Origin of the sequence: Fusobacterium perfoetens (assembly GCF_021531475.1) — a bacterium.
In the GTDB taxonomy this organism is placed as follows: Bacteria; Fusobacteriota; Fusobacteriia; order Fusobacteriales; family Fusobacteriaceae; genus Fusobacterium_B.
The window spans coordinates 1-14,902 of record NZ_JADYTX010000012.1 but is presented as its reverse complement, the minus strand read 5'-3'; the positions used below and the strand labels follow the sequence as shown (position 1 = coordinate 14,902).

The following is a 14,902-nucleotide window of genomic DNA, read 5'->3' as shown; positions in this document are numbered from 1 at the left end:
ATGTTCCCCCTTTTATAAATTCTTAAATAACTCCTCTTTTTGTTTCATTCTGTCTTTTAATTCACAGATATACATATATGGGTCTTTTGGATTTATATATCTAACTATTGAAAATCTTGTTTCGTCTATCATCTCTACTTTTTTACTGATAGCTCCTCCACCAAGACCGATAGTTGATTGATTTTCCTCTATCATCTCTATATTAAATATAGATTCTTTTCCCTCAATAGAGTAACCAAGATTTTCTCCCCAGTTCATACTATTTTTTTGTCTGTATAGATAATATGGTTTCAGATTTTTTTCCTCTACTACCTCTCTTATTTTATCCTCTATTCTTTGGCTTTCAATCTCAGTTATTCTATATTTATTTTTAATAAGAGTTGAACCATTTTTTATAGCTAAGAAATGTATAGTAAGATTATCTATATCATATCCCTTTACAGTTTCAAAAGTATTTAGTATATCCTCAACACTCTCTCCCGGAAGACCGATTATAAAGTCCATATTTACCACAAAACCAAGTTTTTTTATCTCTCTAAACATCTCATCAAAATGTTTTTTATCAAAATTTCTATTAAGCTCTTTCAAAACTTTTTCATTAAAAGTCTGTGGATTAAGACTTACTCTATCCACTTTCATCTCTTTTAATATTTCTAACTTTTCTTTCGTAAGAGTATCCTCTCTTCCAGCCTCGAATGTAAATTCTTTTAAATGACTAAGATCTATATTTTTATAAAGTTCCTCTAAGATATCTTTTAGATCTTTTTCTTTTAAGATACTTGGTGTACCTCCACCAAAATATAAAGATTCTATCTTTACATCTTTATCTTTTAGCATCTCACCAGTAAGTCTTATCTCCTCAATAAGAGTTTTTACAAAATCGTCATAATAGTTACCAAGTTTGCTATTTATCTCGTATGAGGCGAAAGAACAATATTTACATCTTGTAGGGCAGTAAGGAATACCTACATACATATTTATACCTTTTGGGTTTAGGTATTCATTTTCTTTTTTCACTACCTCTATAAGAAGTTTTCTTTTTTCAGGAAACACAAAATAAAGTTTTTCTAAAATCTCATCAATCTCATCATAAGTATACCCCATAATAAGATATCTTCTTATAAGTTTTGTAGGTCTAACACCAACCAAAGCCCCCCAAGGATAAACTTTATCAAACAAAAGTAAAAGTCCAGCCTTTACCATAACTGTTTTTTGGTCTACCATTCTATCTGTATAATTTTTTAAAGTAAAGATTTTTTTTCTATTTCCACAAGAAAGTTCCAAAGATATATAATCTTTAGTTTCTTCTATGGTCTTTACCTCTAAAATATCTATATCTTCTTCAGGCAAAAGAACTTTTTTAAACTCATATATGGTATTTTCCTTTGCCTCAAAGTCCAATCTTATTTCCAAATCATACTCCTATTAAATCTTTCTTAAATTTTTAATCTCTTTTTCAAATTGCTCAGTTGTAAATCTTTTAGCTCTATAAAGTTCTTTTATAGATTCTTGTTTATTAAGCATTCCTTTTCTTCCACTGACATCTATAAATGAAGATATTTGTGAAATTTTTCCATTTTTTATAAGATTTTGTATACCACTATTCATATACATTATCTCACAAATAGGAACTTTTATAGGTTGAGCCTCATCATCTATACCAGTTGTAAACTCTTGATGAATAACTCCTATAAGATTTAATGCCACAAGTCTTTGGATAAAATCTCTTTTTTCCTCTCCAAACATTCCAATAAGTCTATCTACTGTATCAATTACACTGTTTGAATGTAGAGTTGTAATTACAATGTGACCAGTCTCAGCAGCAGTTAAAGCCATTTCTACGCTTTCTCTATCTCTTAACTCTCCAATCATAATAACATCTACATTTTGTCTTAGAGCTGATTTTATTCCCTCTTTATAACTTTTTACATCTTTTCCTATCTCTCTTTGTCTTATTATAGATTTATTATTCTTGTGAATATATTCGATAGGATCTTCCAATGTTAAAATATTATAACAATTTTCATTGTTGTATTTATTAAGCATAGCTGATATTGTGCTAGTTTTTCCAGAGCTTGTTTTTCCACAGACAATTATTAAACCTTGTCTTTCATCAAAGAAATCATTTACTTTTACACTTAGATTTAACTCCTCTATTGTAGGAATTTCATCTCTTATGATTCTTACTGCAAAAGAAAGATTTCCCCTTTCGTAAAATATATTTATTCTACAATTTCCACTTAAATCTCTAAAAGACAGATCTATCTCTTTTTCTTCATCTAATCTTTCTCTCTCTTCAAAAGTTAAAATCTCCTCAGCTAGTGATTCAATCCCCTCTTTTGTAAGAGCCTCATACTCTTCAAATCTATATATTTTATCATTTACCCTAAAAATTGGAAATTCATCTACTGATAAATGAATGTCGGTTACTTTGTAAGTTCTTCCCTTAGCTATCATTTCCAAAAAAATCTCTTTATTCATAGATTCTCCTTCCCAATATTTAAAATTTTATTATCTTAAAAATAATAAAACCAATATTCCTAATATTATTCTGTATATTCCAAATAATCTAAAAGTTTTAGTTTTGATATATCCCATAAACCATTTTATTACTACATAAGCAACTATAAAAGATACTACAAAACCTATTCCTAATAGTTGCCACTCTAATGGTGTAAAAGATAGACCATTTTTTACAACTTTTAAAAGTGTAGCTCCCATCATTGTTGGGATTGCTAAGAAAAATGAAAATTCTGCTGCTACTCCTTTAGCAAGTCCAAGTAGTAATGCACCGATTATTGTTGAACCTGAACGAGATGTCCCTGGTATCATAGCAAGGCATTGGAAAAATCCAACAGCTAGTGCTAATTTATAAGGTATATCTTCTATCTTTGTTATTGGATTAGCTTTTTTTATTTTTCCCTCGATGAAACAGAAAATTATTCCATAAAGAATAAGAGTAATCGCTACTACTGTTGTATTTCCTAAGAAAAACTCTGTAATATAATCATCTAATAAAAGTCCTAAAACTCCTGCTGGTATAACTCCAACTATAACTTTACTCCAAAGATTTAATCTTTGAGCAAAGACCTCTCTTGATTTTACAAAAGGGTGAATATCATTCCAGAAATAAATTACAACAGAAAGTATCGCTCCAAGTTGAACTATTATCAAAAAGTTATCCATAAAAGCTTTTGTTACATAGGGACTGTTTATAAATTTCTCCACTAAAATCATATGTCCAGTACTACTAACTGGCAAAAATTCTGTAACTCCTTCTACTATCCCAAGAATTATTACTAGTAAAAATGGATTCATCTAAAACTTCCTCCTATAGATATGGGTCTTCTTTTGCAAGGTAATTTACAACATAGTCATAAACTCCCTCTTCTAGAGTATGGAATTTTTTATTATAACCAGTTCTTGCAAGTTTAGCCATCTCAGCTTTTGTATAATATTGATATTTTCCTCTTAAATCTTCTGGCATAGGAACATATTCAATAACTTCTTTTTCATTTAGTTTTTTACCAGCAGCTGCCTCCATAGTAGCCATTGACAGATCTCTAAAACTTCTAGCCTCTCCAGTTCCAAGATTGTATACTCCAGATTCTACTTTTTCAGTTAAGAAGAAATATAATACATCAACAATATCTTTTATATAAACGAAATCTCTAAGTTGTCCTCCGTCACCAAATCCCTCTTTATGAGATTTAAAAAGTTTTACTTTTCCATTTTCTTTATATTGGTTAAATGTATGGAATACCATTGACGCCATTCTTCCTTTATGATATTCTTGTGGTCCATAAACATTAAAGAATTTACAGCTTATCCATTGTTTTGGAGTTTTTGTTTGTTTAAATGACCAGTCATCAAATAATTTTTTTGAATATCCATATTTATTTAATGGCATAAGTTTTTTGTATTCTTCTACAGATATATCATCATCATATCCTAACTCTCCAGCTCCATAAGTTGCTGCTGATGAAGCATTTACAAAGTTTATATTTTGTTTTGCACAGAACTCCCATAATTTTTTTGTATATCCATAGTTATTGCTCATTAAATAATCTCCATCTTTTTCAGTTGTAGCTGAACAAGCTCCAAAGTGAGCAACTCCTGTTATTTTTTTAGCATTTTCTGGATCTTCTAACCAAGCAAAAAGATCATCTCTATCTACCCAATCAGCATAATCTCTTTTTCTTAAGTTTAACCATTTATCCTCAGTTCTCATTTTGTCAACAGCTAAGATATCATTTATTCCCATTTCATTTAATTTCCATATAAAAGCACTTCCTATAAATCCTGCTGCTCCAGTTACTATAATCATAAAAGTTCTCCTTTCTTCTACCCATTTGTGTCTTATTTATATACTTATATAGATTTTACCATTTTTTACTAAAATTTTAAAGTGATTTATTGGTTTTTCATCAAAAAATGGCGTCTTGAAGACGCCATCTAAATTAATCTTTCCATCTTTCTAATGGTGATAAATAATCAGGATAAGCTATGTATAATGCTTTTGCATTTATATTGTTAAGTTGTTTTTTATCTTCATATCCAACTTTTGCTTTTCCTACTATCTCTTCTAATCTTTCAGAGATCTCAGCTCCGTACCAACTTCTTTCATCAAAGAACTCTTTTCTTTTTATAAATTTATTTAAAAGTTTTCTTAATTTTTTAGTATCTTTTTCATCTAAATCAGATTTTTGAGAAAGAGTAACTATATCTTGCCACTCTTCTTCACTAGCCACTTGAGTTGCTATGTGGTTTGATGGGTTAGCCATTCTAAGACGAGAATCTGCTACCATTTTATCAACTAATCCTTTTGGATTTTTTAAGTTAGTATCTTCTAAGAAGAATTTTCTATCTATTTTATTTGGATATTTATTTAAAAGTTTTTGGAATTTTTCTATATCTTCCTCGTCCATCTCTTTTTTAGTAGTTAGTGTACTTAAGAAGTTAAAATCTTTTTCTGACATTTTACCAGTTTTTCTTAAGTAATAGATTGGATCTTCATTTCCATATTCATCTGATATATAAGCACTTTCTACTACAGCTTTTGATATAGTTTGTTCCCAGTTTTTCATCTCATCTGTTGTAACTTGTCTTTCGTTATTTTTTAGAGAGCTACAAGCACCTAAAACTAAAACTGACATTATTAGTAAAGCTTTTTTCATTTTATCACCATACCTTTATTAGTTTCTTTTTTATCTTCCGCAACATCTATTATAAGGTTTTCCACTTCCACAAGCACAAGGTGCGTCTGGATTATCTGGTCCACCAATATTTACGTTATCTTCTTCTTTTGTTAAATCCTCAACTTCAACTTGTTCTATTTTAGCCTCGTCTTCTGGATTTCTTACCATTACTTTAAACATATAAGAAGTTGTTTCTCTTTTTATTGTTTCTAGCATTTTTCCATATAAATCTCCAGAAAGTAATTTATATTCAACGATAGGGTCTCTTTGTCCATAAGATCTTAAGTAAATTCCCTCTCTTAAACCATCTAGAGCTTTAAGGTGTTCTCTCCATCTGTTATCAACAACTTCTAATAAAACATATTTTTCAATTTGTCTCATTATTTCTGGAGTGATTTCTGCTTCTTTTTCGTTATATTTTGCTTCTAACTCATCAGCTAATTTATCGGCATATTCTTCAATACCATAAGCTTTATAATCATCTAAGTTTTCTATTACATATCCATATTTTTCTTCTAAGAATTCAGCAAGACCTTTTATATCCCACTCTTCTTTATATTCTCCAACAAATCTTTCGATTACTGCTGATTGGATACTTCCTCTTAGCATTGCAATTATTGTTTCTTTTAAGTCATCTTTAGAAAGAGCTTCATTTCTACTTGCATAGATTGCCTCTCTTTGTTTGTTCATTACGTCGTCAAATTCAAGTAAAGATTTTCTGATTCCAAAGTTTCTTGATTCAACTTTCTTTTGAGCGTTCTCAATAGCTTTTGTTATCATTCTATGAGTGATTTGTTCTCCTCTTTCCATTCCTAATTTTTCCATAACAGTTTTTACTCTGTCAGAACCGAATAGTTTCATTAAATCATCTTCAAGAGATAGATAGAATTGAGATTCTCCTGGGTCTCCTTGTCTTCCAGATCTTCCTCTCAATTGGTTATCAATTCTTCTTGATTCGTGTCTTTCAGTTCCAAGAATATATAATCCTCCAAGTGATTTTACTTTTTCTTTTTCTTCTTCACATTGAGTTCTATATTTTCCTAATAACTCATCATATTCTTCTTGTGATTTAGCAACTGATTTTGCCATAAATTCTGGATTTCCTCCAAGCATTATGTCAGTCCCTCTACCTGCCATGTTTGTAGCAATAGTTACAGCTTTGTATCTTCCTGCTTGAGCAACGATTTCAGCTTCTTTTTCGTGGAACTTAGCATTTAATACATTGTGAGGTATATTTAATTTTTTTAATTCGTTTGATAAAAGTTCTGAACCTTGAATAGTGATTGTACCAACTAATACTGGTTGTCCTTTATCATAAAGTTCTTTTATTTTTGCAACGATAGCTTCGATTTTTTCTTCATGAGTTTTGTAGATTATATCTCCGTTGTCTTTTCTTATAACTGGTTTATTTGTAGGGATAATTACAACAGCTAATCCATAGATAAACATAAACTCAGTAGCTTCTGTTTCAGCTGTACCTGTCATACCAGAAAGTTTTTCATACGTTCTAAAGTAGTTTTGTAAAGTGATAGATGCAAGAGTTTGGTTTTCTCCAGCTATTTTTACTCCCTCTTTAGCTTCGATTGCTTGGTGAAGACCGTCAGAATATCTTCTTCCCTCTAAAGCTCTTCCTGTAAATTCGTCTATTATTACTACTTCATTTTCTCTGATTAAATAATCTTTATCTCTTTCAAATAACTCTTTTGCTTTTAAACATTGCATTAAGTAGTGAGTTAATTCGATTGTTTCTGGAGAATAAAGATTTTCTATATTAAGCATTTGTTCAACTCTTTTAATACCTTTTTCAGTTAGAACGATATTTTTTGCTTTTTCATCAACTTCATAATCTTTCCAAACTTCATCTGGAATGTTCATTTCTTTTTTCTTTTTAACATCTGTTATTTTTTCTGTTTCTCTACTTCTTTCAAGGAAAGTAGCTATTTTATAGAAAGTTTGATATAGTTTTGCTGTATTTTCAGCAGCACCAGATATGATAAGTGGTGTTCTAGCTTCGTCAATTAATATTGAGTCAACTTCGTCTACTATACAGAAGTTTAATTTTCTTTGAACTTTATCTTCTAATCTTCCTACCATATTATCTCTTAGGTAGTCAAATCCAAATTCAGAGTTAGTTCCATAAGTTACATCAGCTTGATAAGCTTTCTTTCTCTCTTCATTTTCTAGTCCATTAAGAATAACTCCAGTTGTAAGACCTAAGAATTCATAAACTCTTCCCATTTGTTCCTTGTCTCTTTTTGCTAGGTAGTCATTAACTGTGATTATATGAACTCCCTTTCCAGTAAGAGCATTTAAGTAAACTGGACAAGTGGCAACCAATGTTTTTCCTTCTCCTGTTTTCATCTCTGTGATTTTTCCTTCGTGAAGAACAATTCCTCCGATAAGTTGCACATCATAGTGTCTCATTCCTAAAACTCTTTTTGATGCTTCTCTTACTACTGCAAAAGCTTCTACTAATAAATCATCTAAAGTTTCACCTTTTGCAAGTCTAGCTTTAAACTCTTCAGTTTTAGCTTTTAATTCTTCATCAGTAAGTTTTGAATAATCTCCTTCTAAGGCGTTAATCATTTTTACTTTCTTTTGAATTCTTTTTATCTCTCTGTCGTTTTTAGTACCAAAAATCATCTTCAATAGACCAGTTATCATATTTTCATTTCCTCTCCATTCTAGTTTTTACAATTATACATAATTAATATATCATAATCTTATTTAATAGTCAAATTATTACTCTTTTTCACTTACAATGTTAAAAAATTCATCTTCAGTAATTATTTTTATAGTACCAATTTCTTGGGCTTTTTTAAGTTTACTTCCAGCTTTTTCTCCGACTATTAAATAATCTAAGTTTTTACTTACAGCAGATAGATTTTTTCCTCCGAACTTCTCTATCTCCTCTTTTATCCCCTCTCTTGTAAATTTAGTTAGCTTTCCAGTGACTAAAAAAGTTTTTCCTTCAAAAACGTTCTTCTCTACCTTAGACTGTTTTTCCCCAGAAAAGTTTAAACCAAAGCCTTTTAATTTTTCTATTATCTCTAAATTTTCTTCACTTGCAAAGAAATTTATAATAGAATCAGCCACTTTTTCTCCAACTCCATTTATCATAAGTAGCTCATCTTTTGTCATTTCCATAAGTCTATCTATGCTACCGCTTTCGTCAGCTAAAAGATTTGCCATAAATTTTCCAACTTCTGGGATACCAAGTGAGTATAAAACCTTTGAATACTCTCTTTGTTTACTTTCTTCGATTGAGTTTAAAAGATTTTCTACACTTTTTTTACCCATTTTTTCTAAGGCTTCCATCTCTTCTCTATGTTCTGAAAGTCTATAAATATCTGTTACATCATTTAAGTAACCTAGCTCTAAAAATCTTTCAACTATCTTTTGACCAAGACCTATTATATTCATTCCATCACGAGATACAAAATATTCAAATCTTCCTTGAACTTTTGCAGGGCAACTTGGGTTAGGACATTTTAGATCCACAAGCCCCTCTTCTTTTTCCAGTGCTGTTCCACAGATTGGGCAAGTTGTAGGTGCTAAAACCTCTTGTTCCTCTCCAGTTCTAAGTTCTTTTATAGATTTTACAACTTGCGGTATAATCTCAGCTGCCTTTTCTATAAATACTTTATCTCCAATTTTAATATCTTTTCTAACTATTTCATCAAAGTTGTGAAGACTAGCTCTTTTTACACGGCTACCTGATACTTCTACCTCTTCAAGTTCTGCCACTGGTGTAACTTTTCCAGTTCTTCCAACTTGCCAAGTAATACCTAAAAGTTTTGTTGACACTTGTTTTGCTGGGAATTTATATGCTATTGCCCATCTAGGAGATTTTGTAGTATTTCCTAAAACTTCCCAATACTCTATCTCGTTTACTTTTAAAACCATTCCGTCTGTTTCATAGTCTAGTTTCTCTCTTGCATCTTTCCAATACTCAATACGTTTATCTATCTCTTCAACTGATGTTAATACTTCGTCAATTCCTGTTGTCTTAAGACCAATTTTTTCTATGAAATCAAAAGCCTCTCTATGAGTTTTGATACCATATTTTTCTCCACCAACAACGAAATAGAAATAACAATCAAGACCTCTTTCTTTTACTATCTCTGGGTCAAGTTGTCTTAATGTACCGCTCGCCGCATTTCTTGGGTTTGCAAATATCTCTTCACCATTAGCTAATCTTTTTTCATTTATTTTTTGGAATTTGCTGATTGGTAAAACGATTTCTCCCCTTACCTCTATATCAATTTTTTCTTTTAAGAATTTTGGAATACTTTGGATTTGTAAAATATTTTCTGTTACATCCTCTCCAATTACTCCATCTCCTCTTGTAACCCCTTGAACAAGTTTTCCATCTTTATAGGTTACACTAATTGAAAGTCCGTCTAGTTTAACTTCTAGGACATAGCTTGGTTTTTTTCTATTTTCCAAAAGTTTATCCACTCTTTTTATAAAATCCTCTATCTCTCCAATATTATAACTATTAGAAAGGCTTAACATCTTTTCTTTATGAGTAACTTTACTAAATTTTGTATTCTTAAGGCTTGACCCTACTTGCATTGTTGGTGAGTCAAACATCGAATATTGTGGATTTACTTTTTCTAACTCTTCTAACTCTTTTAAAAGCTTGTCAAACTCTACGTCAGAGATAAGACTTTCGTTTAATGTATAATAATAGTAACTATATTTTTCTATAAGTTCTCTTAGCTCTTTTATTCTCTCTTCTTTTTTCATAAACTTCCTTTCGTGCTTTTATTTTTCACAATATTATATCATATTACAAGTATTTTTAATATAAAAAAATGGAGTTATTGCACTCTTAGAAAATAAAAATATAAATTAAAAATTACAAAATTTATAATAATTTTTAATCATATATTCTTAAACTTGCAACAACCCCTCTTTGTACTGGAGCTATAAATTAAAAAATATATTTAATCAAAGTAAACTACTTAGCTATTTTTTTGAATTTTAAATTTTTCTCTATTAAAGCAAAAACTTCATCATGAGTTAAATTTTTTTGACCTTTTAAAGTCTCAAGATATTCTTTTACAGCCTCGTGCTCTTTTTTATGATATTTATTTATTATATAGTGTACGTCTGCCTCCTGAGAAAAGTTTACATATTTATGTTCTTTCATCAAAAATCATCTCCTATTCTCTCCAGCAATTTGATTATAGTCCTTTCATTGCATTTTTTCAAGGATTTATATATATTTTTTATTTTTCATTAGAAATAGAGCAAATTGTAAACACTTTCTTAAAAATTAAATCACTTTTTAACAAGATGTGGTATAATCTAATAAAAAACTTGGAGGAAAAAATGATAACTATAAAAACTTTATTGGAAAATACTGGTTCGAGAAATCGTGCTTTAGCTTTTGAACACGGATTATCTTTTTTTGTGACTGTTGATGATAAATCTTATCTATTTGATTGTAGCGGTGGAGATAAATTTATAAAAAATGCTAGAAAAATGAATATCGACTTATCAAAAATCGATACTGTAATTTGTAGCCACTCTCACTATGACCACTCTTGTGGATTTTTAGATTTGGTAGACAATTTTAAAATCAAAAAACTTATCACTGGAAAAAATTATTTTGACCCTAAATACTCTTTTGATGGAATGAAATACACTTATCTTGGTTGTGGATTTAATAAAGATTTCTTAGAAGGTAATGGGATTGAACATATTATCTGTGATGATATGCTAGAGCTACAAGAAAATGTTTATTTAGTTGGTAATTTTAAAAGAAATTATGATTTTGAAAAAAGTCCAGCTAGATTTGTAGTGGAAAGAGATGGAAAAATTCAAATAGATGATTTTCGTGATGAGATATCTTTGGTTATAAAAACTGATGAGGGACTTGTTGTAGTTACAGGTTGCTCTCACCCAGGGATTTTAAATATACTATCAACTATAAAAGAAAGATTTAATATGGATATATGTGCAGTTTATGGGGGAACACATCTTGTAGAGGCTAGTGATGAACGTCTTGCTAAAACTTTAGTAGAACTTAAAAAACTTGGAGTTAAACTTCTTGGTTTCTCTCACTGTTCTGGTGAAAAAATAGTTGAGCTTATTAAAAATGACAAGGATTTCTTAAGCTGTTCTTTAAATACTGGAGATGAGATAAAAATATTTTAATTTAAAAGGACTGTTGCAAAATTAGAAAGTAGATTAAACTTTTTATTACCTACTTCTAAAAAATGCAACAGTTCTTTTTTTATTTTTCATATAATTCTAGTGGTAAATCATCTGGATCTCTAAAAAAAGTAAATCTTTTTCCTGTAACCTCATCAACTCTTATTGGCTCTGTTGATATTCCATTTTTATTTAACTCTTCTACCTCTTTTTCTAAGTCAGCCACTTGAAAAGCTAGATGTCTTAGACCTCTTGCCTCTGGGTTAGTAACTCTTTTTGGAGCATTTGGAAAAGAAAAAAGCTCTATTTGATAAAGTCCATTTATTTTTAAATCTAATTTATAAGAGTCTCTCTCTTCTCTGTAAGTTTCCTTTTCTATTTGGAAACCTAAAATTTTTGTATAAAACTCCTTTGATTTTTTGTAATCTGACGCTATTATTGCAACATGATGAATATTTTCTATATTTAACATAACTATCCTCCAAAATCATTTTATTTTACTATATTATACTTTATTTTTGTATTTTCTTGTAGTATAATTATATTAAAAGCGGTGTATACAAAGGGGTGAGGGGATATGTTTTTTATAATTACTTTATTGGTAGGACTTATCGGTGCTATGATAGCTCTTAAACTTAAAGTTCCTGCAGGTGCTATGATAGGCTCTTTATTTGCTGTGGCTATTTTTAACATATTAACAAATAATGCTGATTTACCACAATCATATAAAATTATCGCCCAAATCTCTACTGGAACATTTATTGGTGCAAAAATTACAGCCAATGATGTAAAAGGACTTAAAAATATTTTCTTGCCAAGTCTTATTATGGTAATTTTAATGGGAATTGTTAATTTTCTAATGGGATATTTTATTTATAAGTTTACACCACTTGATATGGTAACAGCTCTATTTGCAACAGCTCCCGGAGGTTTAACTGATATGACAATTATCTCTTATGATTTTGGAGCTGACTCATCTAAGGTAGCCTTACTTCAAATGGTACGTCTTATATCTGTGGTAAGTCTTATCCCTGCACTTATAAAAATAATTGTAAAAAACTTTAATAAATCAAAAGGAAATATAAAAAATACTGTTCCTAAAGTTGATACTTCCAAAGAAGATACTTTCTTATATCTTAGCCAAAAAGAAAAATTTGTAAAGGTATTTATAACTTTAGTTATAGGAGCTATCGGAGGAGTTATTGGAAAAATATTAAATATTCCATCTGGTGCTATGACTTTATCAATGGTGGCTACTGCTATTTATAATATTTATTCTAGCAACGCTTTTATGCCACTAAGACTAAGACAACTTATCCAAGTATTAGCTGGAGCTTTAATTGGAGCTAAGATGACACTTGGAGATATTGTAAGCCTTAAAGAAATTTTTATTCCTGTTGGAATTGTAATTATGGGATTTTGTTTGATGAATCTTTTACTTGGAATTTTAATTTATAAGATAACTGATTTTAGTGTAGAGACTTCTCTTTTTGCAACAGCTCCCGGTGGAATGTCTGATATATCTATAATTGCTAGTGAACTTGGAGCTGATACTCCTAAGGTAGCCACAATGCAGTTTTTTAGACTTGTAACTGTGGTGGCAATCTATCCCATAATTATTAATATAATTAAGGATTTCTTTATTTAAAATTATATTAAAAGTTACATTCTACCTAATAAAGAAAATTTAAAAAATTACGAAAATTACTGAAAGAAGTTAGATTAACAAGGAATTATCGAACGCTAAAAAGCATAACTGTTTGAGCGTAGTGAGTTTTATGCTTTTAGTGAGATAAGCCGTAGTTAATCAACTTATTGAAGTCTGGAGTAATTTTTTATTTTCTTATTCACTAAATCAGATTTCTGGAATATGGAGTAATTTTTAATTATATAAAACTCTTTAATCATAACAATTATGGAATTTATACTTTAAATTTTTCTCTAAATATTATATAATATATTAGCAGTAAATTATTAAGGAAGTGAAATCTATGGAATTAAATCAAATAGAAAGAATTAAAAAAATAATAGAGGAACAACTTGAAATCCCCTATTCATCTATCGTAGATGATGCAGATTTATTCAAAGATTTAGGTGCTGATTCTTTTGATATAGCAAATATTATAAGTGAGATTGAAGTTGGATTTGGAGTGTCTATCCCTTACGCTGAGGCAATACATATTATAACTTTTAAAGAACTTATAGAACATACTGATAAAAAATTGGAGAAAAATGATATTTAAAAGAGAAGAATTATTAATTGGAAAAGAAAATTTAGAAAAACTTAAAAATTCCCATGTACTTGTCTTTGGACTTGGAGGAGTGGGAGGATATGTAGTTGAAGGATTAGTTCGTGGTGGTGTTGGAGAATTAACAATCGTTGACTACGACACTGTGGATATAACTAATATTAACAGACAGATTATAGCCACAATGGATACTGTTGGAGAAAGAAAGACTGACCTTATCGAAAAAAGAGCTAAATCTATAAATCCTGATATTAAAATCAATAAAATCAACGAAAAATATCTAAAAGAAAACAGTGATAAATTTTTTGAAAATAAAAATTATACTTATATAGTTGATGCTATTGATATGGTCACTTCTAAACTTAGCATTATAGAAAATAGTGCTAGACTTGGTATCCCAATAATTTCATCAATGGGGACTGGAAACAAACTTGACCCAACTTTATTGGAGATAGCTGATATATCAAAAACCTCTGTTTGCCCTTTGGCTCGTGTAATTAGAAAAGAGGTAAAAGCAAGAGGAATTAAAAAATTAAAAGTTTTATACTCAAAGGAAAATCCAATAAAACCTATTAATGAAGAGGGAAGCAGAGAAAAATCTGTGAATGTTGGAAGTATTTCTTTTGTGCCATCAGTGGCAGGTCTTATTATAGCTGGTGAAGTTATAAAAGATATTTGTAATTTAAAATAATAAAGGAGAAAAAAATGGAAAAAATAGGAGTATTTTATGGAACAACTTCTGGTAAAACAGAGGCTATTGCAGATGAAATAGATTTTAACTTAAGAAAAATCGACCACGAAATATTTAATGTGGCTGACGGTATTGGAGAGATTGAAAATTATAAAAATCTTATCCTTGTAACACCTACTTATGGAGTTGGAGAATTACAAAGAGATTGGGAAAGCCATAGAAGTGAACTTGAAAATATGGATTTTACTGATAAGAAAGTCGCTCTTGTAGGACTTGGAAACCAATTTACTTTTGGAGAATCTTTTGTTGAAGGTATGAGAAAACTATATGATATAGTTACAGCAAGAGGTGGAGAAGTTATCGGAATGACTTCTAATGAAGGATATCTTTATAAAGAGAGCGAAGCTGTTATCGGAGATAAATTCGTAGGTCTTGCCCTTGATGAAAATAACCAAGATGATGAAACTCCTGATAGAGTATTTGCTTGGATTAAAGAAATTACAAAAGAATTTTATTAAAATTAAGGCTATGTCACAACAAACAGTTGATAAATAGCCATTTTTATAGGGGAGTATCAGAACTCCCCTACAAACTGTTAT

The 14,902-nt window shown here is 29.9% G+C and carries 14 protein-coding genes; 5 read left to right on the top strand and 9 right to left on the bottom strand.

The features are described from left to right. Window positions 1-12: 12 nt before the first annotated feature. The 8 genes from I6E15_RS04070 to I6E15_RS04035 all read right to left on the bottom strand — a co-directional run bounded on the left by I6E15_RS04070 (window position 13) and on the right by I6E15_RS04035 (window position 10,356). Window positions 13-1,413 (bottom strand): coproporphyrinogen III oxidase, encoded by a 1,401-nt coding sequence (locus I6E15_RS04070; protein WP_235244755.1) that lies wholly within the window; start codon window positions 1,411-1,413, stop codon window positions 13-15. A gap of 12 nt (window positions 1,414-1,425) precedes the next feature. Then, window positions 1,426-2,481, bottom strand: a complete 1,056-nt coding sequence (locus tag I6E15_RS04065; RefSeq protein ID WP_235244745.1) for a type IV pilus twitching motility protein PilT — start codon at window positions 2,479-2,481, stop codon at window positions 1,426-1,428. A 30-nt stretch (window positions 2,482-2,511) separates the two neighbouring features. Next, a complete protein-coding gene (locus I6E15_RS04060) occupies window positions 2,512-3,318 on the bottom strand; it encodes an undecaprenyl-diphosphate phosphatase (protein WP_235244743.1) in 807 nt (268 codons plus the stop codon). A gap of 13 nt (window positions 3,319-3,331) precedes the next feature. Then, window positions 3,332-4,327, bottom strand: coding sequence for an ADP-glyceromanno-heptose 6-epimerase (gene rfaD, locus I6E15_RS04055; RefSeq protein WP_235244741.1), 996 nt, complete (start codon window positions 4,325-4,327; stop codon window positions 3,332-3,334). 133 nt (window positions 4,328-4,460) lie between these two features. Beyond that, window positions 4,461-5,177 carry a hypothetical protein gene (locus I6E15_RS04050; RefSeq protein WP_177160980.1) on the bottom strand — a complete coding sequence of 239 codons (717 nt, stop codon included), beginning with the start codon at window positions 5,175-5,177 and terminating at the stop codon, window positions 4,461-4,463. 30 nt (window positions 5,178-5,207) lie between these two features. Continuing rightward, window positions 5,208-7,862 carry a preprotein translocase subunit SecA gene (gene secA / locus I6E15_RS04045; RefSeq protein WP_235244719.1) on the bottom strand — a complete coding sequence of 885 codons (2,655 nt, stop codon included), beginning with the start codon at window positions 7,860-7,862 and terminating at the stop codon, window positions 5,208-5,210. Window positions 7,863-7,940: 78 nt separating this feature from the next. Then, window positions 7,941-9,950: an NAD-dependent DNA ligase LigA gene (gene ligA, locus I6E15_RS04040; protein ID WP_235244711.1), complete on the bottom strand. Its 2,010-nt coding sequence runs from the start codon at window positions 9,948-9,950 to the stop codon at window positions 7,941-7,943. A gap of 214 nt (window positions 9,951-10,164) precedes the next feature. Next, window positions 10,165-10,356 carry a hypothetical protein gene (locus tag I6E15_RS04035; RefSeq protein WP_177160977.1) on the bottom strand — a complete coding sequence of 64 codons (192 nt, stop codon included), beginning with the start codon at window positions 10,354-10,356 and terminating at the stop codon, window positions 10,165-10,167. A 182-nt stretch (window positions 10,357-10,538) separates the two neighbouring features. On the opposite strand from I6E15_RS04035, the gene I6E15_RS04030 reads away from it, so the two are divergent. After that, window positions 10,539-11,366: an MBL fold metallo-hydrolase gene (locus I6E15_RS04030; RefSeq protein WP_235244709.1), complete on the top strand. Its 828-nt coding sequence runs from the start codon at window positions 10,539-10,541 to the stop codon at window positions 11,364-11,366. Window positions 11,367-11,445: 79 nt separating this feature from the next. On the opposite strand, the gene I6E15_RS04025 is transcribed toward I6E15_RS04030, so the two are convergent. Continuing rightward, a complete protein-coding gene (locus I6E15_RS04025; RefSeq protein WP_235244701.1) occupies window positions 11,446-11,835 on the bottom strand; it encodes a VOC family protein in 390 nt (129 codons plus the stop codon). A 105-nt stretch (window positions 11,836-11,940) separates the two neighbouring features. Here I6E15_RS04025 and I6E15_RS04020 point away from each other — a divergent pair, with 105 nt between their 5' ends. The 4 genes from I6E15_RS04020 (at window position 11,941) to I6E15_RS04005 (ending at window position 14,821) form a co-directional block, all read left to right on the top strand. Beyond that, a complete protein-coding gene (locus tag I6E15_RS04020) occupies window positions 11,941-13,011 on the top strand; it encodes an AbrB family transcriptional regulator (RefSeq protein WP_235244693.1) in 1,071 nt (356 codons plus the stop codon). Between the two features lie 343 nt (window positions 13,012-13,354). Continuing rightward, complete coding sequence (locus I6E15_RS04015; protein ID WP_235244677.1) at window positions 13,355-13,606, top strand: acyl carrier protein; 252 nt, start codon at window positions 13,355-13,357, stop codon at window positions 13,604-13,606. Further along, complete coding sequence (locus tag I6E15_RS04010) at window positions 13,596-14,303, top strand: tRNA threonylcarbamoyladenosine dehydratase (protein ID WP_235244675.1); 708 nt, start codon at window positions 13,596-13,598, stop codon at window positions 14,301-14,303. The genes I6E15_RS04015 and I6E15_RS04010 overlap by 11 nt, the downstream gene beginning before the upstream one ends. A gap of 14 nt (window positions 14,304-14,317) precedes the next feature. Beyond that, entirely contained in the window at window positions 14,318-14,821 is a 504-nt protein-coding gene (locus tag I6E15_RS04005; protein ID WP_235244673.1) for a flavodoxin, read from the top strand. The last annotated feature ends 81 nt before the right edge of the window (window positions 14,822-14,902 follow it).

What these genes read in the sequence shown, in the direction of transcription:
- I6E15_RS04025 (WP_235244701.1), bottom strand. Translation starts at nt 11,835, where the DNA reads ATGTTAAATATAGAAAATATTCATCATGTTGCAATAATAGCGTCAGAT.
- I6E15_RS04010 (WP_235244675.1), top strand. Translation starts at nt 13,596, where the DNA reads ATGATATTTAAAAGAGAAGAATTATTAATTGGAAAAGAAAATTTAGAA.
- I6E15_RS04035 (WP_177160977.1), bottom strand. Translation starts at nt 10,356, where the DNA reads ATGAAAGAACATAAATATGTAAACTTTTCTCAGGAGGCAGACGTACAC.
- secA (WP_235244719.1), bottom strand. Translation starts at nt 7,862, where the DNA reads ATGATAACTGGTCTATTGAAGATGATTTTTGGTACTAAAAACGACAGA.
- I6E15_RS04005 (WP_235244673.1), top strand. Translation starts at nt 14,318, where the DNA reads ATGGAAAAAATAGGAGTATTTTATGGAACAACTTCTGGTAAAACAGAG.
- I6E15_RS04020 (WP_235244693.1), top strand. Translation starts at nt 11,941, where the DNA reads ATGTTTTTTATAATTACTTTATTGGTAGGACTTATCGGTGCTATGATA.
- I6E15_RS04065 (WP_235244745.1), bottom strand. Translation starts at nt 2,481, where the DNA reads ATGAATAAAGAGATTTTTTTGGAAATGATAGCTAAGGGAAGAACTTAC.
- I6E15_RS04030 (WP_235244709.1), top strand. Translation starts at nt 10,539, where the DNA reads ATGATAACTATAAAAACTTTATTGGAAAATACTGGTTCGAGAAATCGT.
- I6E15_RS04015 (WP_235244677.1), top strand. Translation starts at nt 13,355, where the DNA reads ATGGAATTAAATCAAATAGAAAGAATTAAAAAAATAATAGAGGAACAA.
- rfaD (WP_235244741.1), bottom strand. Translation starts at nt 4,327, where the DNA reads ATGATTATAGTAACTGGAGCAGCAGGATTTATAGGAAGTGCTTTTATA.
- I6E15_RS04050 (WP_177160980.1), bottom strand. Translation starts at nt 5,177, where the DNA reads ATGAAAAAAGCTTTACTAATAATGTCAGTTTTAGTTTTAGGTGCTTGT.
- I6E15_RS04060 (WP_235244743.1), bottom strand. Translation starts at nt 3,318, where the DNA reads ATGAATCCATTTTTACTAGTAATAATTCTTGGGATAGTAGAAGGAGTT.
- ligA (WP_235244711.1), bottom strand. Translation starts at nt 9,950, where the DNA reads ATGAAAAAAGAAGAGAGAATAAAAGAGCTAAGAGAACTTATAGAAAAA.